Source organism: Mycobacterium sp. PO1, assembly GCF_017312405.1.
Lineage (GTDB): Bacteria > Actinomycetota > Actinomycetes > Mycobacteriales > Mycobacteriaceae > Mycobacterium.
Map to the genome: position 1 here is coordinate 13,603 of NZ_BLTG01000023.1, position 24,762 is coordinate 38,364.

Sequence of the window (24,762 nt, forward strand, 5' to 3'; positions counted from 1 at the left end):
CCTCTAATCCTCAAGTCACCTGCGATTACTCGACCGCACCACAGTACCGGTCGCCCTCGTCAGCCCGGCAGGAAGCTCAACCGCACGTGGCGCTGGGCGTTGTCCCTGTTCAGATCGACCAACACGATGCTCTGCCAGGTTCCCAGCAACGGTTCCCCGTCGCTGACCGGAACCGTCACCGACGGGGACACCAGGCCGGGCAGGACATGATCCGCGCCGTGGCCGGGCGACCCGTGGGTGTGGCGGTAGCGATCGTCGCGTGGCAGCAGCCGCTCCAGCGTGTCGACCAGGTCGTCGTCGGAACCGGCACCGGTTTCGATGATGGCCACCCCCGCCGTGGCGTGCGGCACGAACACGTTGCAGAGTCCATCGGAACCATGTGAGGCGCAGAAGTCGCGCACCGGTGACGTCAGGTCGACGATCCGTCGACGCGAGGTGCCGACGTCGAGCATTTCGGTGTTCATCTTCTCGAGCCTACGAGCTCACCGCAGGTCGGCGGTGAGCCTGTTCAGCACGTTCTCATAGGTGATCCATCCGGACAGCCGCGCCGGTTCACCATCGACGACCGGCAGTCCTGCGGCGCCGTGACCGCTGAGCGCCTCGATGACGTCGGGAAGTTTCGCGTCGACGGCGAGGGTGGGCAGCCGCTGGATGAGCGAGTCGATGTGCTGCGGTGGGCTGCCGCCCTCGATGGCCGCCACTGCGTCCTCGGCGGTGACGCAGCCCAGGTACCGGCCGTCCGAGGCCAACACCGGCAGCAGCGGGACCGAGGCGCCGGTGATCAACTCCGCGGCCTCGTGCAGCCGCATGTGCTCGTGCAGAACGCGGTCCGGTGGCGCCGCCACGTCGGCCGCGGTCAGGTTGTCGCTGGCGTGTCGGTCGATGTCGACGCCGCGACGCCACAACTTCTGCGTGTAGATGGTCTGCCGCGAGAGCAGGTGACTGGTCCCCGCGGCCAGCGCGATCGCGATCATCAACGGCAGGATGATGGAGTACTGCCCGGTCAGCTCGAAGAGGATGACCACCGCGGTGATCGAGGCGCGCGTCGCCCCGGCCAGGGCGGCACCCATCCCGACCAGCCCGTAGGCGCCGGCCGCCTCGGTGGACTCGGGCCAGCCCAGGTGTGCCAGCGCACCGAAGGCACTACCGGCCATCGCACCGATGAACAGCGTGGGCGCAAACACTCCGCCGGACCCGCCGATACCGATGGTCAGGCTGGTCGCGAGCATCTTGGCGACCATCAGCAGCAGCAGGAAGCCGACCACGTATCGGCCTTCGATGGCGTTCTGCAAGACCGGGTAACCGACCCCGTACATCTCCGGCAGCGCCAGCAGCAGCAAGCCCAGAAGCAGTCCGCCCGCCGCGGGGCGGGCCCATTCCGGCCCGCGCCAGAGCCAGTCGCAGAAATCCTCGACCAGGTACAGCACCCGCGAGAACGCGACGCCCACCGCGCCGACCAGGACACCGAGCGCCGCATAGAGCAGGTACTCGGCGGGGCTGTGCACACTGAACGAGGGCAGCGTCAGAAACAGTTCGTTGCCCAGGATCGCCCGCGCGACGATGGACGCGGTCACGCTGGAGAGCACCACCGCACCGAACGACTGCGCGGCGAAGTCGCGCAGGATCAACTCCATCGCGAAGAACGGCCCGGCCAGCGGGGTGTTGAAGGTGGCCGAGATGCCGCCCGCGGCGCCGCAGGCCAACAGCAACCGCACCCGGGCGGTGTCCAGCCGCAGCCACTGGGCCACACCCGACCCGACCGCCGAGCCGATCTGCACGATCGGCCCCTCGCGGCCGACCGAGCCACCGCCGCCGATGCACAGCGCCGAGGCCAGCGATTTGACCAACGCGACCTTCGGGGCGATCCGACCGCCGCGCATCGACACCGCGTACATGACTTCGGGAACGCCGTGGCCGCGGGCCTCCGGGGCGAACCGGTGCACGAGCGGGCCGTAGATCAGTCCGGCCACCGCGGGCACCACCACCAGGAAGCCGACGCCGAGCCACGGGAGGTGTTCGCTGGCCACCCGGCCCAGTCCGGCGTAGTCCTGATGTCCGGTGAACAGCCAGGTGAATCCGTTGATCAGCGATCGAAACGCCACCGCCCCCAACCCGGTACACACACCCACCACGACGGCGAGGGGCACCAGCGACGAGGATCGCTCACGCAACCAATGGCCCAGCTCATTGCGCAGGGACATTGTTGCAGTATGCAACAGTTGCTGCCGGTGCGCTAATCGCGTGACGATCGCCACGTGACCGACAACGCCGGCGATTCCTCCGATGCCATCACCGACGCCTTGCTGAGCGCATCGCGACTCCTCGTGGCGATCTCGGCCCGCTCGATCGCCGATGTCGACGACACCCTCACCTTCCCCCAGTTCCGCACGCTGGTGATCCTGCGCACCCGCGGACCGGTGAACCTGGCGACCCTGGCGGGACTGCTCGACGTGACGCCGTCCACCGCGGGCCGGATGGTGGACCGCCTCGTCGAAGCGGGTCTCATCGACCGCAGACCGCATCCGGAGTCGCGCCGGGAACTGATCGCCGAGTTGTCAGCCCGCGGTCGCGACACGGTCGACGCTGTGACCGCCAAGCGGCGCGCGGAGATCGCCGCCATCGTCGCGACGATGCCGCGGGCCGAGCGCCACGGACTGGTACGGGCGTTGTCCGCCTTCACCGAGGCCGGCGGTGAGCTGCCGGTCGGCGCGGCCGAAGAAGACCATCTGCGCTAGGGCACCTGGTGGCGACTCATTCCGCACGTGCCGAATCGGCTTGGCCGCCAGCCGCTTCGCGATACTCAGCACGGTATCTGCGGCGCTGCGCCGACGATGTGCGGCTGCGCAGCAGGCCGCCCCGGCGCCGGAAGACCACCACCAGCAGTCCGATGCCGAGCGCCAGACCCAGCGCGCCGAAGCTTCCGGCCGTGACGGCACCCTCCGACATGCCCTCACCGGCCATGGTGAGGAAGATGCCGAGTCCGGCGCTGCCCGCCAGGAAGAGCACCAGCCCGACGAGCACCGCGGAATAGCTTTGGAGAAACGCACGATCATCCGTCATCGCGATCCGCTTACCCGCCACCGGGCACCCGAAACCGGTCCATGGGCCGGTTTCGCGGGGTACACCCCGACAGCGGTCGCGAGCAGGCGCCACGCGGTTGACGCGCGCGTTTATTGCCTTGTCACGCCGGGTATTTCTGACCGCAGCCCGCACCGCCAGCCCTGGAGAACACCATGACCGTCACCGGAATCATCAGCGCCATCTTCATCGGCATCGTCGTCGGCGCCCTCGGCCGGCTCCTGCTGCCCGGAAAGCAGAAAATCGGGATCCTGGTGACCATCCTCGTCGGAATCGTGTCGGCGTTGATCGGGACCGCCTTGGCCGGCGCCATCGGCATCCCGACCGCCACGTCGGGGGTGGATTGGCTCGAGCTGCTCGTCCAGGTCATCGTCGCGGCCCTCGGTGTCGGCCTGGTCGCGGCGCTGATGGGACGCGGGCGGTCGAAAGTCTCGCGCTAGCGACTGAGTGCCCCTGACGTGGTCCCGGCCGGAACCCCGACCGGCCGGGATCACCTTGGGCACAGATGTTTCAGCGGCGCCTACGGATGATGGCGCGCAGCTTGTCCACCCGGGTGGCGATCTCCCGCTCACCACCGTGGGTGGTGGGCCGGTAGTAGTCGACACCGACCAGCTCGTCCGGCGGATACTGTTGCGACACAACGCCGTCGGGATCGTCGTGCGCGTACTTGTAGCCGATCGCATTGCCGAGCTTCGAGGCGCCGGAGTAGTGCCCGTCGCGCAGATGGGCCGGCACGAGCCCTGCTTTGCCTGCACGGACGTCGGCCATCGCCGCGCCCAGCGCTGTGGTCACGGCGTTGGACTTGGGCGCGGTGGCCAGGTGGACGGTGGCATGAGCCAGCGTCAGCTGCGCTTCGGGCATGCCGATCAGTTGAACTGTCTGTGCTGCGGCCACGGCCGTCTGCAGTGCCGACGGGTCGGCCATCCCGATGTCCTCGCTGGCCAGAATCATCAACCTGCGAGCCAGAAAGCGCGGGTCCTCCCCCGCCACGAGCATGCGCGCCAGATAATGCAGGGCGGCGTCGACATCCGAGCCGCGAACCGACTTGATGAACGCACTGATCACGTCGTAGTGCTGATCGCCGTCGCGGTCGTATCGGACCGCGGCCCGGTCCAGCGACTGTTCGACGACCTCGACGCCGATCTCCTGACCGGACTCTGCCGCCACCTCCAGCGCGGTCAGGGCCCGGCGCGCGTCGCCGGCAGACAACTGCACCAGCAACTCCACGGCAGCATCGGTGACCGTCACCGTGCCGCCCAGACCTCGCTCGTCGTCGATCGCGCGTCGCAGCACCGTGGCGATGTCGGCCGCGGTCAGTGGCTGCAGCTGCAGGATCAGTGAGCGCGACAGCAGCGGGGCCACCACGGAGAACGACGGATTCTCGGTGGTAGCCGCCACCAGCAGGACCACGCGGTTCTCCACCGCGGCCAGCAGCGCGTCCTGCTGAGTCTTCGAGAAACGGTGCACCTCGTCGATGAACAGCACGGTCTGTTCACCGCGGATGGCGGCGCTTCTCGCGCTTTCGATGACCGCGCGGACCTCTTTGACGCCCGCCGACAGCGCCGACAACGCCTCGAAGCGGCGGCCGGTGGCCTGGGAGATCAGCGAAGCCAGCGTGGTCTTGCCGGTCCCCGGAGGTCCGTAGAGGATCACCGACGCCGCGCCCGAGCCCTCGACCAGTCGCCGCAGCGGCGAGTTGGGTTTGAGCAGGTGCGCCTGGCCGACCACCTCGTCGAGCGAGGCCGGCCGCATGCGCACGGCCAGCGGTGCCGACGCGGCAGCCGCGGCACCGGTCACCGGCTCAGCGGGGACGTCGAACAGGCTCTCGGACACGCTCCCTGCTTACCACTGCGTCATGACGCGGGTTGGGTCACGAAGTCGATCAGTTCCTCCACCCGCCCGATCAGCTCGGGTTCGAGGTCGGTCCAGTCACGGACCCGCCCGCGGATCCGCTGCCACGCGGCGGCGATGTCGGCTTGGTCACGGTGTGCCCACCCCAGAGCGGCGCAGATTCCGTGCTTCCAGTCCTGTGATCGCGGGATCGTCGGCCAGGTCTGCAGGCCGAGCCGTGCGGGCTTGACCGCCTGCCATATGTCGATGAACGGGTGGCCGACGATCAGGGTGTGCTCTCCGCCCGGGCCGTGGCGTACCGCCTGCATCACCTGATCGGCGATTCGGGCCTCTTTGGACCCGCCGACCAGATGGTCCACCAGCACGCCGAGTCGACGCCCCGGGCCGGGGCGGAAATCGTCGACGATCGCGGCGAGGTCATCGATGCCGCCGAGATACTCGACGACGACGCCCTCGATGCGCAGATCGTCACCCCAGACCTGTTCGACGAGCTCGGCGTCGTGCCGACCTTCCACATAGATTCGGCTGGCCAGCGCCACTTTGGCCCGGGCGCCGGCGACAGCGACCGACCCCGAGGCGGTGCGCGTCGGCGCCGCCGGGCCCGCCTTGCGCGGCGCGGTCAGGATCACCGGCTTGCCGTCGATCAGATACCCGGGCCCGATCGGAAATGGTTTGGTACGCCCGTTCCGGTCTTCCAGACGCATCCGGCCGTACTCGACGTGCACGACGGCGCCGACGAACCCGCTCTGCGCGTCCTCGACGACCATGCCGATCTCGATCGGCACCTCGGTGGAGCGGGGTTTGCGGTGCGGATTGTGGGCGAGAATGTCGGCACCATAGCGATCAGCCACCGAGTGATCGTAGGGACGGCGTCCAGCGGGCGCGAGTACGCCCGCTCCGGCGTGTCGCCCGTCGATGGGCGCACACGCCGGACGACCGGGTCAGTCGACTTGTTGCGACTGGCCGTCGACGGGGGCGCCGACTTCGGCCAGCTTGGCGGGGTCGGAGGTGATCTCGTCGATGACGGTGTGGATGAACCGCATCTTCTCGAGAACCTTGGGCGGCAACACGAACGGATACAGGTCGTCCTTGCCCATCGACCGGTTCACCATGTTCAGCGACCACGCCAACGGCAGCCACATCTCGATGATCGTGTCGAAGCCGCTGGGCCCCAGCACCCGGCGATCGAAGGTGGCGGTGGCCGGGGCCAGGCCGAACGCCGCACCGGTGTCGAGGGTGTCCCGGATGTGCAGATAGTGGGCGAATGTCTCGGCCCAGTCCTCGGCGGGATGCATGGTGGCGTAGGACGAGACGTAGTCGTCCTCCCAGCCGGGGGGTGCGCCCTCGCTGTAGTGCCGGTCGAGTGCGTCCTGATAATCCAGGTTCGGGTCCCCGAAGAGCTCGTTGAACCGGGCGAGATAGTCCGGCGACGTGCCGATCAGCCGATAGAAGTAGTAGTGCCCGATCTCGTGGCGGAAATGACCGAGCAGGGTGCGGTACGGCTCGTCCATCGACACGCGCAACTGCTCGCGATGCACGTCGTCGCCTTCGGCGAGATCGAGGGTGATCTGACCGCTGTCGTGGCCGGTGAACACCTTCTCGAACTGGCTCGACAGCAGGTCGAATGCCAACCCGTAGTCGGGATCGACGTCGCGCCCGACGATCGGCAGCTTCAGCTCGTGCAGTTCGGCGATCAGGCGGCGTTTGGCCCGTTCGGCGCCCGCGAATGCGGCCAGCGCCACCGTGTCGGCGTCGTTGGGTCGCGTCCGGGTCAGGGCGCAGGACACACAGAGTTTGGCGATCGGCCCCTTCTCCACCAGCCAGTTGCATTCGGCCAGATGCAGATTCGCACACAGCTGGTAGTGGCTCTCGTCGACCGCGCCGGCGTGCTCGCTCTCCTCGGGTGGGGCGATGACCAACAGCGCCATGTCGTCCAGGGAGAAGCCCAACGAGCTGCCGCAGTTCAGGCACACCGAGTTCTCGAACGCCAACCGCTGACCGCAGTTGGGGCAGGTGAAATCACGCACGCAGCACCTCCCCCTGGTGCGGAGCCACGTCGACGGAGACGTCGATGACGCTGCTCTCGGAGTCGGTATAGATGATGCCGCGCAGCGGCGGGACGTCGGCGTAGTCACGACCGAATCCCACTGTGACGTAGCGCTCATCGACCATCTGGTCGTTGGTGGGATCCAGTCCCAGCCACGCGTTCTGAGGCGTCCACACGGCTGCCCATGCGTGCGTTGCGTCGATCCCGACCATGCGTTCCTTCCCGGGGGGCGGATCGGTGGCCAGATACCCCGAGACGTAGCTGGCCGCCAGACCGTTGGCGCGCAGGCAGGCGATCGCCAGCCTCGCGAAGTCCTGGCATACCCCTTCGCGGGCCGCCATAACCTCGCTCACTTGGGTCGACACCGTGGTGGACCCCGACCGGTAGGTGAAGTCTCGGTAGATACGTGACGTCAGGTCCTGCAGCACGTCGATCAGCGGCCGCCCCTCGGTGAAACTCGGTGCCGCATAGTCGCGTACTTCGTCGGTGATTTCCGGCGGCTGCAGGTCCAGCGTGAACTCGGTCGCCAACGCGCCGTCGGTGCCGACGGGTCGCGCGATCTCCCATGGCGCGCGCGCCGACGGCCCCTGGTAGAGGTCAGCCGGCGGGGGGTCGACCTCGACGACAGAGCGGCTGGTGATGCTCAGCCTGCGGTGCCGCTCGGTGACGTGGAAATACGAGCTGAGGTTGCCGTACGCGTCCCGGCTGGTCGAACTGTCGGCGGCTTCGGGATCGATGACGAGTTCGTGGACGAGGCAGCGTTGTCGCGCCGAGTCGCGCGGAGTGAGGAATCCGCGGCCATAAGAGCTGGTGACCACGTCGGAGTAGCGGTAGACGGTGCGGTGGGTGACCTGATAGCACCGGCTGGCCCCCGAGGCGGTCGGCCCGTCCGGGAACGCGGTCACGGCATCACCCGCCGCGCATCGGGGCCCCACAGCGGTTGCATGCCGCCCGGCAGCGACAGATGGGTGGCGGTGATCACGCCCGAGAGCTCGCGGAGGTCGGTGTTCATGCCGCGCAGCAACCCGGCGAGCTCCTCGCGTCGCCCGTCGCCGGTGACCTCCTCCAGCTCGGCAGGTTCGATGCGGCGCAAGCGGGTGGCCACCTCGTCGACCATGCGTTCGGGGCGCGACGATCCCGAGGCTCCCGGCAGAGCCCTCAGATCGGTGCGCAGCCGATCCAGCTGGTACACCAGCGAGCGCGGGTTCTCCGCATCGAACAACACCAGCTCGGCCACGCCCGCCACACTAACCTTGCCCGGGTTTCGCCGGCGGTAGGTCACCAGGGACTCGCACGCCACCAGCGTGGACTCGGTGATCGTCTGCTCGGCCTCGGGATTTCGCGCGGTGGCCAGGGTCGCCCGCAGCAGCGCCGTGAGCCACTGGCCGCGCTCGATGCGTTTGCCGATGTCCATCATGATCCAGCCGGTATCGCGCACCATGGACTCCGAGACGACGCCCGACAGTGCCAGCATCCCGGCCAGCGTGAGCGTGTTCGTCGACGACAGGAACGACTCGCCCTCCGCCTTGGAGTCCGGCGGCGTCTCCGGGGAGTGCAGCAGGGCGCGCTCGAGCGCCGAGAGCACCATCCAAGTGTCGTTGGACATCTGGTCGCGCACAGCGCGCGCCGCGAGGCTCAATCGTTCGACGGACTGTGCCAGCGATCCGGGACGACGTCGGTCGGCGGTCAACGCCCACAGCGTGGTGGGCGCGGTGGCCACCAACTCGTGGTAATCGCCGCCGGCGACGGTGTCGGTTCCGGTGATGGTGCCCAGCGCGGTGAGCAGGACGGGCACGCACTCGCTGCCGTCCATGGCCTGGCGGTAGCGGTACTCGTGATAGCGCTCGCGGGTCACGGTCAGCAACCGGGCGGTGTTCTCGGCCCGTTCGGCGTATCGCCCGATCCAGAACAGGTCGGAGAGCACACGCGGCGAGCTGATCTCCGGGGTGGGCCGGGAGGTCAGCATCGCCGGCAACCGGACGGCCTCGGCCGCGCTCGGTTCGGCGGGGAGGGCGGCGGGGATGATCTCAGCCGTCACCCGGGTCGGCGTGCGCACCCAGATGTCTTTGGCGGCAATGGTGTTGAGGCGGTAGGCCGCGGTGCCGGGGGCCAGCAGGTATCCCAGGCCGCCGATCATCGGGGCGTAGCCGCTGCGCTGGGAGACGGTGAACAGCCGCATTCCGACGCTCGAGGAGGACATGCCCGTCGGCAGGTAATCCGAGGGGGCGGAGGAGAACTGCGGGAGCTCCTGGCCCACCCACTGCCAGGGGGTCGCCTCGATGCGTGCGGCGAGCGACTCTCGCTGTGCCGCCGACAGGTCCGGTCCGACGATCGGCTCGCCACCGGTGACGGGCTTGATCAGCAGGCTCGACAGGTTCGCCAGCAGGTGCGAGCGCTCGAGGTCGGCACCGCCCCAGTACATCGGCGCGGTCGCCAGCAGCGGCGTCTCGCCGAGCAGCGTCTCGGCGAGCTCGGGCAGGAATCGCAGCACACCGGGGCTTTCCAGCACGCCGCTGCCCAGCGAGTTGACCACCGTCACCGCGCCGCGGCGCAGCACCTCCACCAGGCCCACGACACCGAGCCGGGAATCGGCGCGCAGATCCAACGGATCGGTGTAGCCGGCGTCGACGCGCCGCAGCACGACGTCGACGCGCTGCAGTGTGCCCATCGAGCGCATCCACAGCTTGCCGTCGCGGACCACCAGATCAGCGCTCTCCACCAGCGGCAGACCCAACAGGCTGGCGAGATAGGCCTGGTCGAAAGCGGTTTCGGAGTGGATGCCGGGGCTCAGCACCACGACGACGGGTTCTTCGGCCGTCTCCGGCGCCGCCTCGATCAGCGCCAGGCGCAGCGCTTGCGCCCACGGGGAGGCGGGCCGGGGGCCGATCTCCTCGTAGAGGTCGGGGATGGCGTGCGCGACCACCCGCCGGTCGGCCAGGGCGTAACCGGCGCCGGAGGGGGCCTGCGTCCAGTCAGCGTTGACCAGGAAGTCACCCGATGAACTGCGACTGACGTCGCAGCCGTGCAGGAACAGCTGGTGGCGTCCGGGCACCTCGATACCGCGCGCCGCGCGCAGATAGCCGGGGTGGGCGAACAGCAACTGCGGGGGAAGCACTCCGCTGGTCAGCGACCGGCGGTCTCCGTAGAGATCGGTCAGCACCGCGTCCAGCAGGCGGGAGCGCTGCACGAGCCCGGCTTCGAGAGTGTTCCAGTCGCTCTCCGAGATCACCAGCGGCAGCGCGTCGAGTTGCCAGGGTCCGGGCACGGCACCGCCGTCGCCGTTGGTGATCGCGTCGCCGAGGTGGTCGGTCTGGATGTAGGTGATGCCGTCGTTGTCGACCAGGCTGCGGACCGCGGCGCGCAACCGGTCCAGCCCGCCGCGGCCGCGGTCGCGGACGCAGTCGGCCACCTCCTGCCAGGCGGGGCGCACATCGCCGTTCTCGTCGGTGAACTCGTCGTAGCCCGCGTCGCCCGGCCCGGTGGCGGGCTGCAGGTCGAACAGCGCCGGCTGCGCCCGCACGGTGTCGTACGGCACCAGCGGGTTGTCGAAGTCTGTCCGCCCGACCCCGCTCGGAGATGTCGGACGGCCTACCGGGAGCGCCATTACTGCAGCACGGTACGCACTCGCCGCAGATCCAGGATCCCCGGCGCGCCCACATCGGTGGATTGGCGGGCCTGCTTCTCCCTGAGCTCGGCGAGGTCGACCTTGCCGGGGGTGAAACCGGTGGCCTCGAAGCGTCGCCCACGCCGTGATTCGGCCTCGACGGCGTTGACCGGCGGGCTGTCGTAGGCGCGTCCGCCCGGATGCGACACGTGGTAGGTGCACCCGCCCCGGGACACCCCGGTGGCGGCGTCGATCAGCTCGAATCGCAGGGGCCCGTCGACGGTGATGGTCGGATGCAGCGCGCTGGGCGGTTGCCAGGCCCGATAGCGCACACCGCCGACCTGGACGTCGGGGTTGTCGGTGGCCAGCAGCGGAATCGGGTGGCCGTTGACGGTGACGAGGTAGCGCTGCCGATCGGCGCCGATGAGCCGGACCTGCAGGCGTTCGACCGACGAGTCGACGTAGCGGGCGGTGCCGCCGGCGGTGGACTCCTCCCCCAGCACGTTCCAGGGCTCGATCGCTCCGCGCAGTTCGATCTCGACGCCACCGAACACGGCGGTGCCGATACGCGGGAACCGGAATTCGGTGAACGGGTCCAGCCAGCTGGTGTCGAAGTTGATCCCGTAGGCCCGCAGATCGGCGGCCACCTCGGCGATGTCCTGGATCAGGAAGTGCGGCAACAGGTACCGGCCGTGCAGGTTGGCGCCGTGGCGGATCAACGGGGCCCGCAGCGGCTGGTCCCAGAACCATGCCACCAGCGAGCGCACGAGCAGGGACTGGACCATCGCCATCTGGTAGTGCGGGGGCATCTCGAAGCCCCTCAGCTCCAGCAGGCCGAGCCGGCCGCGTGCGGAGTCCGGACTGTAGAGCTTGTCGATGCAGAACTCCGCGCGGTGGGTGTTGCCGGTGATGTCGGTGAGGAGGTGGCGGAGGGCCCTGTCCACGATCCACGGAGCGGAGCTTGCGGAGCGACCATGTTCGGCAGCGGAGCTTGCGGAGCGACCATGTTCCGCAGCGGAGCTTGCGGAGCGACCATGTTCCGGAGCGGAGCTTGCGGAGCGACCATGTTCCAGCGCCGACTGCTCGGCGTGCCCGCCGGAATGCGAGGTCAGCCGCGCGATCTCGGCGAAGGCGATCTCGAGTTCGTACAGCGAATCCGGGCGGCCCTCGTCGACGCGAGGGGCCTGCGACGTGGTTCCGATGAAGCGTCCGGCGAAGAGATAGGACAGCGACGGATGTCGCTGCCAGTAGGTGAGCAGCGAGACCAGCAGGTCGGGACGGCGCAGCAGCGGCGAGTCCGCGGGTGTGATTCCGCCGAGGGTGATGTGGTTTCCGCCGCCGGTTCCGCCGTGGGTGCCGTCGACCTCGAAGGACTCGGTCGACAACCTCGCCTGGCGGGCCTGCTCGTAGAGCGTCTTGAGCTGTTCACGCTGTTCGGCGAAGCTCGCGGTCGGCGCGACGTTGACCTCGATCACCCCCGGGTCGGGTGTGATCGTCATCGATGCCAGCCGCGGGTCGGTGGGCGGTCCGTATCCCTCGATGACGACGGGACAGCGGGTTGCGGCCGCCGCGGCTTCGATGCGGCCGATCAGGTCGACGAAGTGCTCGACGTCGTCGGTGGGCGGCAGGAAGACATACAGCAACCCGTCACGGACCTCGGCGACCAACGCGGTGGTCGGGGTCCACTCGGCGTCGTCGTCGATGTCCTCGACCACCGCGTCGGCGGTGGCCGCTCCCCCGCGGCCTGATCGCCACGTGGTTCGTGAGTGCATCGGGTCGGCGTCGAAGGAGGGCCGCGGCGGTTTCCAGCTGATCGAGTTCAACGGCAGCCGCAAGCCGGCCGGTGAGTCGCCTTCCAACAGCACGATGCGGCCGCGGCGCAGCGTCCAATCCGCACTGGCCCACCCGGTGTCGTCGTCGCGGCGGTGCAGGGGCAGGACATGGGCGGTGGGCTGGTCGACCGGGCTCTCGAGCCGGGCCAGCAGCCGGGCGCGGGCCGCGGCGCTGTCGGATTCGAGGTCATCGGCCGGGTCGACGGACAGCCCGGCCGGTTGCCGCACCGCCGCGGCGAGGCGGCTCAGCGGGTCCTCGAAGGCCGGGCGGACCTGGGCGGCGGGGAGCCCCAGCGTGCCGGCGACCGCAGTCAGCAGGGCGCGGGCCGCGTCGTCGGAGGCCGGTGTGGCGGCGACCGCCTCCTCGGGCCAGGGGTCGGCGAGCAGTGCGTCCTCTGTCCACAACGGCTCGCCGTCGGTGCGCCAGAGCAGACCGATCTGCCACCGCGGCAACGGCTCGCCCGGATACCACTTGCCCTGGCTGCGCTGGATCAGCCCGTTGGGCGCCCACACGTTCTTCAGGCGGGCGGCCAGCGCCGAGGCGCGCTGACGCTTGTGCGGGCCGTCGGCGTCGGTGGTCCATTCCGGATCCACCTGGTTGTCGATGGACACGAACGTCGGCTCCCCGCCCACGGTCAGCCGCACATCACCGGTTCGGAGCCGATTGTCGACGACCTCACCGAGCGCGTTGATCGCCGCCCAGGACTCCTCGGTGTAGGGCAGCGTCACCCGCGGGTCCTCGTGCACGCGGGTGACGAGATTGCTGAACTCGAGGGTGGTCTCGGCCTTGCCGGTGGCGCCGGTGATGGGGGCCGCCGACTCCGGGTGCGGGGTCGCGGCCAGCGGGATGTGTCCTTCGCCGGCGAACAGGCCCGACGTCGGATCCAGACCGATCCATCCGGCGCCGGGAATGTAGACCTCGGTCCAGGCGTGCAGATCGGTGAAGTCGGCGGTCGGCCCCGACGGGCCGTCGAGCGCCTCCACATCGGACGTCAGCTGCACCAGATAGCCGGATACGAAGCGGGCCGCCAGACCCATCTGACGCAGGATCGACACCAACAGCCAGGCCGAATCGCGGCACGAACCGATTCCGCTGCGCAGCGTGAAATCGGGCGTCTGCACGCCGGGTTCCATCCGCACGCTGTAGGCGACGTCGGCGTTGACCGCGCGGTTGAGCGCGACCAGGAAGTCGATGGTGCGGGTCCCCGGGGCGACCGAGAAATTCTTGACCCACGCCGCGGCGAGTTCACCCGGGCCGGATCCTTCGGCGACGTCGTCGACCGGCTTCAGGTACGGCTTGAGGTCGTTGGCCAGCGCTTTGGGATAGGTGAAGCCGATCTGCTCGGCATATTCCTCGATGAAGAAGTCGAACGGGTTGATCACCTTCAGATCTGCGATCAGGCCGACCGTGATGGTCAATGCGCGGGCCCGGGTCGGAAAGACCAGCCGGGCGAGGAAGTTCCCGAAGGCGTCCTGTTGCCAGTTCACGAAGTGGTCGGCGGGCTCCACCTGCATCGAGTAGGCCTCGATCGGAGTGCGCGAATGCGGCGCGGGCCGGAGCCGGACCACATGCGGATAGATCTCGACGAGGCGGTCGAACGCGTAGCTGGTGCGATGCTCCAGGGCCACCTTGATACCCATAACCGGCAATCCCACCACACCGGTCCCCCAACCGCAGATCGCGTCGGCGGCGCGTCGGTGTCGACGACCGCTCGTCCAGACGGGACCCCATCCCATCCGGCTGTGACCGTGACATGCACCGCAGGTGAACTGCGTTGGCGTCAAATATGGACAGCACCCCGAGGCTGTTATAGATTCACATTGACTTGCTGGTTTTTCCCGTTCAATTGCTGATAACTGGGAGCATTTGTGAAATTTGCACAGACTGCGGGCGATCTCCCGTGGATGTGAAAACCCGCAGGGAGCGCATCGAGCAGCAGGTCCGCACGGCGCGGGAGATCAACTACGCCGAGCTGGCCGCCGAGTTCGACGTCTCCGAGATGACGATCCGCCGCGACGTGGAAGCACTCGAATCGCTCGGCGTCGTCCGCCGCGTGGTCGGCGGCGCCATCGCCGTGCAGGGCAAGGACACCGAACCGTCGTTCGCCACCCGCATGGCCGATGCCGCCCAGGAGAAGAACCACATCGCCGACGTCGTCGCGGAACTGATCGGGCGCAAGGAGACGCTGATCCTCGACTCCGGCAGCACCGCACTGGCAGTGGCCAACTCGCTAAAGGGCCGCGGACTGGGGCTGACGGTCGTGACGCCCAGCGTCCTCGCAGCGCTCGCCCTGGTGGATGAGCCCGATACGACCGTGGTGCTCACCGGCGGCGAACTGCGGGCGGGCGAACTGAGCCTGATCGGCGCCGGGGCCGAAGACACGCTGGCCAACTACAACTGCGACACCTTCGTCATGGGCGTTGCCGGCATCGACGGCGACCGCGGCATCTCCGACTACCACCAGGCCGAGAGCCGGGTCAAGCGGGCCGCCAGCCGGCGTGCCGACCGGGTCATCGTGGCCGCGGACAAGAGCAAGCTCGGCCGGGTCACCTTCGTCAGCATCGCCACGCTGGCGCAGGTGGACACCATCGTCAGTGACGGCCCCGCCGACCACCCGGCGCTGGTAGCCGCCCGCGGGGCCGGGGTCGAGGTGATCTGCGTTGCCGCACAGCGTCATCGGACACCACCGCGCACGGGTTCGGAGGCGGACGCACGATGACGCGCTACACCGTCGGCATCGACATCGGGACCACCGGCACCAAGACCGTGCTGCTGGACACCCTCGGCGGCATCGTCGCGACCGCGACCAGAGCCACCGATCTGCACTCGACCGGTCCGGGGATCGCCGAGGCCGACACCGGTCAGTGGTACACGAACGCGATCGAATCCATCCGCGAAGTGCTCTCGGTCTCCGGAGTGGCTGCCGAGCAGGTGGGTGCGCTGGCCACTTCGGGAATGGTGCCCGCAGTCGTCCCGGTCGACGCGAACGCGAAGCCGCTGCGGCGAGCCATCCTGCAGAACGACGCCCGAGCCCACCGTGAGGTGGCCGACCTCGCTCGGTCGCTTGCCGAGGTGGACCTGGTCAACCTCACCGGCTCGGCGCTGACCCAGCAGTCGGTGGCCCCGACGACGGTGTGGCTGCGCGAGCACGAACCACAGGTCTACGCCCGCACCGCCCGCTGGGTCGGTTCGTACGACTGGATGCTCACGGCGCTGGGCGCGCCGTTGCACGTCGAACAGAACTGGGCGCTGGAGTCGGGGCTGTTCACCATCGACGGGGAAACCGCCGACGCGGTACTGGCCGCCGCGGGGCTCGACGCCGTGACGTTGGCCCCGGTGGTGCGGCCGGGCACGCAGATCGGCGAGTTGAGCCCCCGGGCAGCCGAAGCCACCGGCCTCCGGGCGGGCACCGCTCTGGTGGTCGGCGGCGCCGACCACGTCCTCTCGGCGTTCGCCGCCGGAGTCAACGATCCGGGCGACGCGCTGGTGAAACTCGGTGGGGCCGGTGACATCCTGGTCGCCACCGACACCAGCGTGGTCGACGAACGGCTCTACCTGGACGCGCATCCGGTGCCGGGCCACTGGCTACCCAACGGATGCATGGCCACCAGCGGGAGCCTGATCAGGTGGTTCCAGACCCTCATCGGCGGAACCGCCCTGCCCGCGCTGGACGAGGAGGCGGCGACCCGTCGTCCCGGCGAGGTGCTGTGCCTGCCGTACTTCCTGGGCGAGAAGAGCCCCATCCACGATCCGGACCTGCGGGGTGTCTTCGCCGGCCTGCACCTCGGACACACCCGCGCCGATCTGTATCGGGCTGTGCTGGAAGCGATCGCGTTCGGGTTCCGCCACCATGTCGACGTCTTCGGCGAGATCGGCATCCCGTTCACCCGGGTGATGATCACCAACGGCGGGTCGACCTCCACGTTGTGGAAGCAGATCCACGCCGACGTGCTCGGTCACGAGATGCTGCCGGTGCGCGGCCATCCCGGGGCGTCGCTGGGCGCGGCGGTGATCGCCGCCATCGGGGTGGGCAGTCTCGGCGACTGGTCCGACGCCGCACGCTTCGTCAGCCTCGAGATGCCGTTCCGTCCCGACCCCGACCGGCGCCGTGTCTACGACGAGGCGTACGCCACCTGGCGCGAACTCGGCGCCGCGGTGACTCCGGTCTCCCACGCCCTGGCACGACAGAACCGATGAGCACGTCACAACCGACAAGAACCCCGAAATGAAACGGAAGGGATGACACCGCAATGAGAATCACGCAATGGCCCACTTCGGGGCGGAGCGACAGGACCGGCGTCCGATATCCTCTCGTCTCCGCCGCAATCGCCCTGCTGGCCGTCCTCGCGCTGGCGCTGGCCGGGTGCGCCGGCAGCGGCGGTCCCGAGCAGGAGTCCGGTGACGCCGCGACCGCCTCCGGCGACGTTCCCACCGACATCTCCGGCACCGTCCGGATCCTGATGGAGAACGTGCCCGACACCGACATCGTGCAATCGATGGTCGCCGACTTCAACGCCGAGTACCCCGATGTCACGATCGACATCGAATCGCTGACCTACGACCAGATGCGCGACAAGCTGGTGTCGTCGTTCCAGTCCTCCGACGCCAACTACGACCTCATCGTGGTGGACAACCCGTGGATGGTCGATTTCGCCAACGCAGGCTTCCTGCAGCCGCTGGACTCGCGCATCGACAGCACCCCCGACTACGACGCCGCCGACTTCTTCGCCCCGCTGACCGACATCACCACCGTCGACGGCGTGCGTTACGCGGTGCCGTTCTACAACTACGCGCTGGGCTACCTGTACAACACCGCCGACCTCGCCGCGGCCGACCAGCAGGTGCCCACCAACCTCGACGAGCTCGTCGCCACCAGCAAGGCGCTGACCACTCCCGAACGTGCCGGCATCGCGATGCAGCCGCAGCGCGGCTACAAGATCTTCGAGGAGTGGGGCAACTGGTTGTTCGCCGCGGGCGGATCCATCTACGACTCCGAGGGCAACGTCACCCTCGACACCCCCGAGGCCAAGCGGGCACTCGAGGCCTACATCGACACCTACACCACCGCCGCCCCGGCCAACAGCCTGAACTGGAGCATGGACGAGGCGCAACGCTCGGTGTCGGCCAACCAGTCGGCCTCGATGATCAACTACAACTGGCAGCTGCCCGCGCTCAACGAACCCGGATCCGGCCCGGCGGCAGGCAACATCAAGCTCGCCCCCATCCCGGGCGGCAAGCAGGTCCTCGGCTCGTGGAGTTGGGCCATCCCCACCAACTCCGCGGCGCCGGATGCCGCGTGGGCGTTCGTGTCCTGGCTCACCGCCAAGCCCAACGACGTCGTGCGGACCGAGAAGGGCGGGGCGGCCATTCGGCAGAGCACGCTGCAGAATCCGGCAGTGCTCGAGGGCCGCTACGGCGCCGATTACTACCGCACCGTCGAGCAGCTGCTGGCCAATTCCGCACCGTTGAGCCAAGGACCCAGCGGTGAGGAGATGATCCAGGCCGTGGGCACGGAACTCAACGAAGCCGTGGCCGGCACGAAGAGTGTCGAGGACGCTCTGGCCGCTGCACAGGCCGAGGCCGAACGCATCCAGGGCTGACCTCGATCACCGCGAAACCGGAAACCGACCACCCCGCGAAAGGAGCGAAGACCACCGTGAACTCCCCCCTGAAATTTCAGCACGGCATGGTCGCGCCCCTCATCGCCCTCTTCGTCGGGGTGGTCGGTTTCCCTCTCGGTTACGCCGCATACCTCAGCGTCACCGACTACAAGCTGACCGACCGCGGCGCGCCGACCATCGTCGGCACGGACAACTTCGTGGCGACGTTCGGCGACGCCGGCTTCTGGAATGCGTTCGCCACGACCGCCATCTACGTCGTCGTGGCGGTGGGCCTGGAACTCGTCATCGGACTCACCCTGGCGCTCGCACTGCAAAAGCAGCGCTGGGCACGCGATCTGACCCGGTCGATGCTGCTGGCGCCCATGTTCATCACACCGATCGCCGTCGGGCTGACATTCCGGTTCCTGCTCAACGACCAGCTCGGCGCTATTCCGGCGATGCTGTCGAGCGTCGGCATCGAGTACGACTTCTTCGGCCCAGGTAAGGCGCTGCTCACCCTCGCCCTCATCGACGTGTGGCAGTGGACGCCGTTCATGGTGCTGCTGCTGCTCGCCGGGCTGGAATCGATCCCCAAGGAGCCGCTCGACGCCGCCCGCGTGGACGGTGCAGGCGGGTTGTATGTGCTACGGCGCGTGACCCTTCCCCTGTTGGCCCCCGTCTTGGTGGTCGCCATCCTGCTGCGCAGCCTGGACGCGATGAAGGTCTTCGAGTACGTCTTCGCGACCACGAGGGGCGGTCCGGGCACCGAGACCGAGACCTTGCAGTACTTCATCTACCAAACCGGAATCCAGTTCTTCCGAATGGGTTCGGCAGCCTCGATGGCGTTCGTGGTGCTGGTGGTGGTGCTGGGGGTCATCGTCGTGGCGTTCCGCCGGCTGGACCGGACCCGCACCGCTGAGGGACGCGCCCGATGAACCGGTCAGCCATGGTCACCGTGCTGCGGGTGGCACTGTTGTGGGCCGCCGGCATCACGGTCGCGTTCCCGCTGGTGTGGGTCGCCCTCGCGAGCGTGAAAACTCCTGCCCAGCTGAACGAACCGTTCCTGGTCGCCTTCGCCCCCTCGTTCGCCAGCTGGCACGAGGTGTTGGCGTCGGGCATCCTCGGTGCGGCCGGGCGCAGCGCGCTGGTCGCCCTGGTGACGGTCGGGATCAGCGTCGTGGTGGGCAGCATGGGCGCCTACGCCATCGCCCGGTACCGCGCCGGCGGTACGCTGACGCGCTTCGGCATGCTCGCGGCACAGGTGCTGCCGCCGGCGGTGCTGGTGTTCCCGTTCCTGACGATGGCCTACGCGCTACGGCTGACCGACACGCTGCTGCCGGTGATCTTCTCTCATCTGAGTTTCGTTCTGCCCGTGGTGACCTGGTTTCTGATCGGCTTCTTCGAGGCGGTGCCCCGCTCGCTGGAGGAGCAGGCGCAGGTCGACGGGTTCGGCCGGTTCGCCGCGTTCCGCCTCGTGGTGCTCCCCCAGGTTCTCCCCGGCATCGGCGCCGCGGCGATCTTCGGTTTCACGCTGTCGTGGAACGACCTGTTCTACGGTCTCATCCTGGCGCCGGGCAAAGCGGCCATCCTGCCGGTGGCCATCGCGGGTTTCAACACGTTCCGCGGGGTGCAGATCGGCTCCATGAGCGCGGCGATCCTCATCGCGGTCGTGCCCGTGGTCGTGGCGAGCTTCTTCATCCAACGCAAGCTGGTGCAGGGCATCAGCGGCGGCGCCGTCAAGTTCTAGAAAAGGCTTTGGTGACTGATCCTCATGGCAACCGTCCGATTCTCCGGCGTCACGAAGACCTACGGAACCCTCCCCGTGGTCACCGATCTGGACCTCGAGCTGCCAGATGGCTCCTTCACGGTGCTGGTCGGCCCCTCGGGATGCGGCAAATCGACGACGCTGCGCATGCTGGCGGGTCTGGAGTCGGTCAGCTCGGGCACCATCGACATCGGCGGACGTGACGTCACCGCCCTGCAACCGCGCGACCGCGACATCGCGATGGTGTTCCAGAACTACGCGCTCTACCCGCATCTGTCGGTGGCCGAGAACATCGCCTTCCCGCTGCGGGCGACCCGCACCCCGCGCCGCGAGGCGCTCGCGCGCGCCGCGGAGATCGGTGAGTCGCTGGGGCTCTCGGCCCTGCTGGGCCGCAAACCGAAGGACCTCAGCGGCGGTCAGCAGCAGCGCGTGGCGATCGGTCGGGCCATCATCCGCGAACCGTCGGTGTTCCTGTTCGACGAGCCGCTGAGCAACCTCGACGCCAAGTTGCGGGTCGAGACCCGCACCGAGCTGCTGCAGATCCAGCGCCGCTTGGGCATCACGTCGGTCTACGTCACCCACGACCAGGAGGAGGCGATGACCCTGTCGGATCGCATGGTCGTGATGCGCGACGGCCGCATCGCCCAACTGGGCACGCCGCAGGAGGTCTACGCCCGGCCGGCAGACACCTTCGTCGCGACCTTCGTCGGCAGTCCGAAGATGAACCTGCTCGAGGGCACGCTCTCCGGCGGTGTGTTCACCACCGGCGCCGGCGTGGCACTGGCGACCGACTGTGCGGCGAACCATTCGTCGGTGACCCTCGGTGTGCGCCCGGACGATCTGCTGCTCACCCCGCGGGCGAGCGGCGGCGCCGCGCGGGTCGTGCTGATCGAGCACCTCGGCCCCCGCGCCATCGTCACGTTGGAGGCCCGCGGTACCGCGCTGACCAGCGTCGTGGAGACCGCACGCCTGGCCGGAATCAGCGAGGGCGCCGGCGTCGACCTCACCGTCCGTGCCGGCGGCACACATCTTTTCGACACCCACAACGGCCGGCGTCTCGTCGGCACCGACAACGGATAGGAACACCTGCACAGATGACCAGAACAGTCGTGGTGACCGGAGCGGGTTCGGGCATCGGCGCGGCGATCGCGGCCACCCTGGCGCAACGGGATTGGCGTGTCGTCGTCACCGACCTCGACCTCGAGGCGGCGCGTCGGGTCGCCGCCGGGCTGCCGAACACCGCCGTCCGCCACGAAGCCGTCGCGCTGGACGTCACATCGGCAGAGGCCGCGGCCGAGGTGGCCGCCGACGTGTCCACCCGGCTGGGCCTGTCGGCCTGGGTCAGCAACGCCGGAATCTCGTTCATGCACCGATTCCTCGACGCGCCCGTCGAGCGCTTCGACCAGACCGTCGACGTCAACCTCAAGGGTGTGTTCGTCTGCGGTCAGGCCGCCGCTCGGGAGATGGTGCGCACCGGGGTGTCCGGAGCGATCGTCAACACGGCGTCGATGGCGGGCAAGCAGGGTCGCGTGCCGTACCTGGCCGATTACGTCGCCTCGAAATTCGGAGTCGTCGGCCTGACCCAGGCGATGGCCTACGAGCTCGGCCCGCACCGCATCACCGTCAACTGCGTCTGCCCGGGATTCGTCGAAACACCCATGCAGTCAAGGGAATTGCAGTGGGAGGCGCAGCTGCGCGGCACCACGCCGGAGGCCGTGCGAGACATGATGCTCGCCGACACCCCGCTGGGCCGGCTCGAGCAGCCCGATGATGTGGCCCAGGCGGTCGCGTTCCTGCTCTCCCCCGATGCGCGCTTCATCACCGGCGAGGCGCTGGCTGTCAACGGCGGCGCCTACATGGACTGACGCCTGCCCGAAACGTTCCCACCCATCTGAAGAGAAAGGCACCCCGTGACCACCACCTGGCTCGACGAGGTTTTCGACGTCGCCAAACCCGTCATCGCCATGTTGCATCTGTCCGCCCTGCCCGGCGACCCCGGCTTCGACTCCGCGGGCGGTATCGCCGCCGTCGTCGAGCGGGCCCGCACCGAACTCGACGCGCTGCAGAGCGGCGGGGTCGACGGCGTGATGATCAGCAACGAGTTCAGCCTGCCGTACCTGACGAAGACCGAACCCATCACCGCGATCTCGATGGCCAGGATCATCGGCGAACTGCTTCCCGATCTCTCGGTGCCGTTCGGGGTGAACGTGCTGTGGGACGGGCGGGCGTCGATCGATCTGGCGGTGGCCACCGGAGCGAAGTTCGTCCGCGAGATCTTCACCGGCGTGTACGCCAGTGACTTCGGGCTGTGGGACACCAATGTCGGCGAGGTGGCCCGCCACCGGGCCCGTGTGGGCGGATCCGGGGTGAAGTTGCTGTTCAACATCGTGCCGGAGTCGGCCCAGTACCTGGCCGAGCGGGATCTGGCCTCGATCACCCGCACCACGGTGTTCGCCACCCTGCCCGACGCGATCTGCGTGTCCGGCGCGACCGCCGGCTCGCCCACCGACATCGAGGCACTGCGGGTGGTGAAGGACGCGGCCGGCACCGTCCCGGTGTTCGTCAACACCGGTGTGCGCGCGGAGAACGTGGCCACCCAGCTGGCGGTGGCCGACGGTGCGGTGGTCGGCACCTACTTCAAGAAGGACGGCGTCTTCGCCAACGCCGTGGACAAGTCGCGGGTTCAGGAGCTCATGGGTGCGGCGCGTGAGTTCCGCGCCCAGCTGGTCTGACCCGATTCACGAGCTGGGGGCGGGCTTGCGCAGGCCCACTCCCAGCTCGTCGGGCGGCACCGGATGCCCTTGCGCGCACACCACTTCCACGGTGGCAGGGGCGCCGCAGCCGAGATGGGTCAGCCGCAGCGGGGTGTCGCCCAGGTGCTTGCGGCCCCATTCGAACATCGCCCACACCACCGGCATCAGTTCGGTGCCTGCGTCGGTGAGCACGTACTCGTCGCGGGCACGCTGGCCCGGTTCGCGATAGGGACGCTTCACCAGCAGACCGGCTTCGACGAGTTCGCCCAGCCGTGCCGAGGTCGCGGCCTTGGTGATCCCGACGCGCCGCGCGAAGTCGTCGAAGCGGGTGGTGCCGTAGTACGCCTCCCGCATGATCAGCATGGCCGACCGGGTGCCCAACAGGGCCATCGTCTTCTCGATCGGACAGCGGCCCGCCGGTGACCAGGTGTCACGGTCGACGAGCGGCCCCTGCAGAACTGTCATGCACATCACTCCAAGCCTGGGTAGTCATCACTAAACCTAGGGTGTTCCATCTAAGTATAGAAAACCCTACCCAGCAGTGAGGCTCAGGAGGACAGATGACCCAGTATTCCGATCGCGACGCCGTGATCGTCGGAGCGGTCCGCACCCCGGTGGGCAAAGGCAAACCCGGCGGGGCACTGCACGACGTCCTGCCCGCCGACCTGCTGGCGCACAGCCTGCGCGAGCTGACCACGCGCACGGGCGTCGACCCCGCCGCGGTCGACGACGTCATCGCCGGCGCCGTCACCCAGGTCGGTGACCAGGCCGCCAACATCGCCCGCAATGCCTTACTGGGCGCCGGATTCCCGGAGAGCGTGCCCGGCACGACGGTGGACCGTCAGTGCGGTAGCAGCCAACAGGCCGTCAGTTTCGCGGCCCAGGGTGTGCTCGCCGGCGCCTACGACGTCGTCATCGCCGCCGGTGTGGAGTCGATGAGCCGGGTGCCGATGGGGTCCTCGGTGCTACCGGGCAGCAACCCCTTCGGTGCCGGCACGGCCGCCCGCTACCCCGAGGGGCTGGTCGCACAGGGCATCAGCGCCGAGTTGATCACCGCGACATGGAATCTGTCGCGCACCCAGCTGGACGAGTTCTCCGCCGGAAGCCACCAGAAGGCGGCGCGGGCGACCAAGGACGGGCTGTTCGACGCCGAACTGGCCCCGATCGCGGGGCTGGCCACCGACGAGATCATCCGCCCGGAGACCACGGTGCAGACGCTGGCAGGGCTGCGACCGGCGTTCCACAGCGACGCGATCGCCGCCCGCTTTCCCGACATCACCTGGGCGATCACCGCCGGCAACAGCTCGCCGCTGTCGGACGGCAGTGCCGCGGTGATGATCACCAGCGGGGCCGCGGCGCGGCGCCTCGGACTGCGACCACTCGCGCGCATCCACACGACGGTCGCCGTCGGGTCGGATCCGCTGTACATGCTGACCGGCGTCATCCCGGCCACCGAGAAAGTCCTGACGCGGGCTGGGCTGTCGTTGTCCGACATCGACCTGTTCGAGGTCAACGAGGCGTTCGCACCGGTGGTGCTGGCGTGGGCACGCGAGACCGGGGCCGATCTGGCCCGCACCAACGTCAACGGCGGGGCCATCGCGATCGGGCATCCGCTGGGAGCCAGCGGCGCGCGCATCATGACGACCTTGGTCAACGCGCTCGAGCAGCGCGGCGCGCGCTACGGTCTGCAGACCATGTGCGAGGCGGGCGGCATGGCGAACGCGACGATCATCGAGCGCCTCTGAACGTGCGGATCCGGCGCGTTGGGCGACACCCACGGTGCCCCGCCGCGCCGGATTCGGCCGTCAGTCGCGCGTGAGCTCGAACAGCGGTATCGCGCGGGAGGTCTTGGCTTGGTACTCGCCGAACTGCGGCGCCTTCTCGACCACCCGCGGATACAGCGCGTCCCGCTCGCCGGGCGGCAGCTCGTGGGCTTCGGCATCGAACGACTCGGTCCCGATTTCGGCTCGCACCTTCGGTTGCGCACGCAGATTGTGAACCCACGCAGGAGCTTTCGGCGAACCTCCGAAGGAACCAGCGATCAGGATCCGGCCGTCGACCTCGAAGTACACCAGCGGAGACACCCGCGGCTGCCCGGATTTGGCGCCCACGGTGGTCAACAGAATCAGGTCGGAGCCGGCGAAGGGGCCGCCCACCCTTCCGCCGTTGGCCCGAAATTCTTCGACCACTTGGCGGTTCATCTGGTCGAGAGCATTGCGGTCGGCAATGAG

The 24,762-nt window shown here is 68.7% G+C and carries 22 protein-coding genes; 11 read left to right on the plus strand and 11 right to left on the minus strand.

The window, feature by feature from the left end; all coding sequences use genetic code 11:
- Positions 1-59: 59 nt before the first annotated feature.
- Complete coding sequence (locus J3476_RS10600; protein WP_207066500.1) at positions 60-452, minus strand: secondary thiamine-phosphate synthase enzyme YjbQ; 393 nt, start codon at positions 450-452, stop codon at positions 60-62.
- Positions 453-482: 30 nt separating this feature from the next.
- A complete protein-coding gene (locus J3476_RS10605) occupies positions 483-2,201 on the minus strand; it encodes a chloride channel protein (protein ID WP_207066453.1) in 1,719 nt (572 codons plus the stop codon).
- Positions 2,202-2,255: 54 nt separating this feature from the next.
- Here J3476_RS10605 and J3476_RS10610 point away from each other — a divergent pair, with 54 nt between their 5' ends.
- Positions 2,256-2,735, plus strand: coding sequence for a MarR family winged helix-turn-helix transcriptional regulator (locus J3476_RS10610; RefSeq protein ID WP_207066454.1), 480 nt, complete (start codon positions 2,256-2,258; stop codon positions 2,733-2,735).
- 16 nt (positions 2,736-2,751) lie between these two features.
- Here J3476_RS10610 and J3476_RS10615 read toward each other — a convergent pair whose 3' ends face one another.
- Positions 2,752-3,081 carry a hypothetical protein gene (locus J3476_RS10615; protein WP_207066455.1) on the minus strand — a complete coding sequence of 110 codons (330 nt, stop codon included), beginning with the start codon at positions 3,079-3,081 and terminating at the stop codon, positions 2,752-2,754.
- A gap of 152 nt (positions 3,082-3,233) precedes the next feature.
- On the opposite strand from J3476_RS10615, the gene J3476_RS10620 reads away from it, so the two are divergent.
- Entirely contained in the window at positions 3,234-3,518 is a 285-nt protein-coding gene (locus tag J3476_RS10620) for a GlsB/YeaQ/YmgE family stress response membrane protein (protein ID WP_207066456.1), read from the plus strand.
- Positions 3,519-3,588: 70 nt separating this feature from the next.
- Here J3476_RS10620 and J3476_RS10625 read toward each other — a convergent pair whose 3' ends face one another.
- From J3476_RS10625 to J3476_RS10650, 6 genes are all read right to left on the minus strand, one after another.
- Positions 3,589-4,911 (minus strand): replication-associated recombination protein A, encoded by a 1,323-nt coding sequence (locus J3476_RS10625; RefSeq protein ID WP_207066457.1) that lies wholly within the window; start codon positions 4,909-4,911, stop codon positions 3,589-3,591.
- Between the two features lie 20 nt (positions 4,912-4,931).
- Complete coding sequence (locus J3476_RS10630; RefSeq protein WP_207066458.1) at positions 4,932-5,780, minus strand: DUF3097 domain-containing protein; 849 nt, start codon at positions 5,778-5,780, stop codon at positions 4,932-4,934.
- Between the two features lie 90 nt (positions 5,781-5,870).
- On the minus strand, positions 5,871-6,956 hold the full coding sequence (locus J3476_RS10635; RefSeq protein WP_207066459.1) for a putative zinc-binding metallopeptidase: 1,086 nt from the start codon (positions 6,954-6,956) through the stop codon (positions 5,871-5,873).
- Entirely contained in the window at positions 6,949-7,881 is a 933-nt protein-coding gene (locus J3476_RS10640) for a transglutaminase family protein (protein ID WP_207066460.1), read from the minus strand. The genes J3476_RS10635 and J3476_RS10640 overlap by 8 nt, the downstream gene beginning before the upstream one ends.
- Complete coding sequence (locus J3476_RS10645; protein ID WP_207066461.1) at positions 7,878-10,580, minus strand: circularly permuted type 2 ATP-grasp protein; 2,703 nt, start codon at positions 10,578-10,580, stop codon at positions 7,878-7,880. Before J3476_RS10645 ends, J3476_RS10640 begins: the two co-directional genes overlap by 4 nt.
- The gene (locus J3476_RS10650; RefSeq protein WP_207066501.1) at positions 10,580-14,053 is read right to left on the minus strand and encodes a DUF2126 domain-containing protein; all 3,474 of its coding nucleotides are present in this window, start codon (positions 14,051-14,053) and stop codon (positions 10,580-10,582) included. The genes J3476_RS10645 and J3476_RS10650 overlap by 1 nt, the downstream gene beginning before the upstream one ends.
- Positions 14,054-14,319: 266 nt before the next feature.
- Here J3476_RS10650 and J3476_RS10655 point away from each other — a divergent pair, with 266 nt between their 5' ends.
- From J3476_RS10655 to J3476_RS10690, 8 genes are all read left to right on the plus strand, one after another.
- Complete coding sequence (locus tag J3476_RS10655; protein WP_207066502.1) at positions 14,320-15,132, plus strand: DeoR/GlpR family DNA-binding transcription regulator; 813 nt, start codon at positions 14,320-14,322, stop codon at positions 15,130-15,132.
- Complete coding sequence (locus J3476_RS10660) at positions 15,129-16,610, plus strand: FGGY-family carbohydrate kinase (protein WP_207066462.1); 1,482 nt, start codon at positions 15,129-15,131, stop codon at positions 16,608-16,610. The genes J3476_RS10655 and J3476_RS10660 overlap by 4 nt, the downstream gene beginning before the upstream one ends.
- A gap of 53 nt (positions 16,611-16,663) precedes the next feature.
- A complete protein-coding gene (locus tag J3476_RS10665) occupies positions 16,664-18,013 on the plus strand; it encodes an ABC transporter substrate-binding protein (RefSeq protein WP_207066463.1) in 1,350 nt (449 codons plus the stop codon).
- A gap of 68 nt (positions 18,014-18,081) precedes the next feature.
- A complete protein-coding gene (locus J3476_RS10670; protein WP_207066503.1) occupies positions 18,082-18,948 on the plus strand; it encodes a carbohydrate ABC transporter permease in 867 nt (288 codons plus the stop codon).
- Positions 18,945-19,760 carry a carbohydrate ABC transporter permease gene (locus tag J3476_RS10675; protein ID WP_152516973.1) on the plus strand — a complete coding sequence of 272 codons (816 nt, stop codon included), beginning with the start codon at positions 18,945-18,947 and terminating at the stop codon, positions 19,758-19,760. The genes J3476_RS10670 and J3476_RS10675 overlap by 4 nt, the downstream gene beginning before the upstream one ends.
- Before the next feature lie 24 nt (positions 19,761-19,784).
- Positions 19,785-20,858 carry an ABC transporter ATP-binding protein gene (locus J3476_RS10680; protein WP_207066464.1) on the plus strand — a complete coding sequence of 358 codons (1,074 nt, stop codon included), beginning with the start codon at positions 19,785-19,787 and terminating at the stop codon, positions 20,856-20,858.
- A gap of 14 nt (positions 20,859-20,872) precedes the next feature.
- A complete protein-coding gene (locus tag J3476_RS10685; RefSeq protein WP_207066465.1) occupies positions 20,873-21,643 on the plus strand; it encodes an SDR family NAD(P)-dependent oxidoreductase in 771 nt (256 codons plus the stop codon).
- Positions 21,644-21,688: 45 nt separating this feature from the next.
- On the plus strand, positions 21,689-22,510 hold the full coding sequence (locus tag J3476_RS10690; RefSeq protein WP_207066466.1) for a BtpA/SgcQ family protein: 822 nt from the start codon (positions 21,689-21,691) through the stop codon (positions 22,508-22,510).
- Between the two features lie 6 nt (positions 22,511-22,516).
- Here J3476_RS10690 and J3476_RS10695 read toward each other — a convergent pair whose 3' ends face one another.
- A complete protein-coding gene (locus tag J3476_RS10695; RefSeq protein ID WP_207066467.1) occupies positions 22,517-22,996 on the minus strand; it encodes a helix-turn-helix domain-containing protein in 480 nt (159 codons plus the stop codon).
- A 95-nt stretch (positions 22,997-23,091) separates the two neighbouring features.
- On the opposite strand from J3476_RS10695, the gene J3476_RS10700 reads away from it, so the two are divergent.
- Entirely contained in the window at positions 23,092-24,276 is a 1,185-nt protein-coding gene (locus J3476_RS10700) for an acetyl-CoA C-acyltransferase (RefSeq protein WP_207066468.1), read from the plus strand.
- Positions 24,277-24,336: 60 nt separating this feature from the next.
- Here J3476_RS10700 and J3476_RS10705 read toward each other — a convergent pair whose 3' ends face one another.
- Positions 24,337-24,732 (minus strand): nitroreductase family deazaflavin-dependent oxidoreductase, encoded by a 396-nt coding sequence (locus J3476_RS10705; RefSeq protein WP_207066504.1) that lies wholly within the window; start codon positions 24,730-24,732, stop codon positions 24,337-24,339.
- Positions 24,733-24,762 lie beyond the last annotated feature (30 nt).

Coding starts and splice junctions, on each gene's coding strand:
- J3476_RS10600 (WP_207066500.1), bottom strand. CDS start 452: ATGCTCGACGTCGGCACCTCGCGTCGACGGATCGTCGACCTGACGTCA.
- J3476_RS10605 (WP_207066453.1), bottom strand. CDS start 2,201: ATGTCCCTGCGCAATGAGCTGGGCCATTGGTTGCGTGAGCGATCCTCG.
- J3476_RS10620 (WP_207066456.1), top strand. CDS start 3,234: ATGACCGTCACCGGAATCATCAGCGCCATCTTCATCGGCATCGTCGTC.
- J3476_RS10645 (WP_207066461.1), bottom strand. CDS start 10,580: ATGGCGCTCCCGGTAGGCCGTCCGACATCTCCGAGCGGGGTCGGGCGG.
- J3476_RS10650 (WP_207066501.1), bottom strand. CDS start 14,053: ATGGGTATCAAGGTGGCCCTGGAGCATCGCACCAGCTACGCGTTCGAC.
- J3476_RS10660 (WP_207066462.1), top strand. CDS start 15,129: ATGACGCGCTACACCGTCGGCATCGACATCGGGACCACCGGCACCAAG.
- J3476_RS10665 (WP_207066463.1), top strand. CDS start 16,664: ATGAGAATCACGCAATGGCCCACTTCGGGGCGGAGCGACAGGACCGGC.
- J3476_RS10675 (WP_152516973.1), top strand. CDS start 18,945: ATGAACCGGTCAGCCATGGTCACCGTGCTGCGGGTGGCACTGTTGTGG.
- J3476_RS10680 (WP_207066464.1), top strand. CDS start 19,785: ATGGCAACCGTCCGATTCTCCGGCGTCACGAAGACCTACGGAACCCTC.
- J3476_RS10685 (WP_207066465.1), top strand. CDS start 20,873: ATGACCAGAACAGTCGTGGTGACCGGAGCGGGTTCGGGCATCGGCGCG.
- J3476_RS10695 (WP_207066467.1), bottom strand. CDS start 22,996: ATGACAGTTCTGCAGGGGCCGCTCGTCGACCGTGACACCTGGTCACCG.
- J3476_RS10700 (WP_207066468.1), top strand. CDS start 23,092: ATGACCCAGTATTCCGATCGCGACGCCGTGATCGTCGGAGCGGTCCGC.
- J3476_RS10705 (WP_207066504.1), bottom strand. CDS start 24,732: ATGAACCGCCAAGTGGTCGAAGAATTTCGGGCCAACGGCGGAAGGGTG.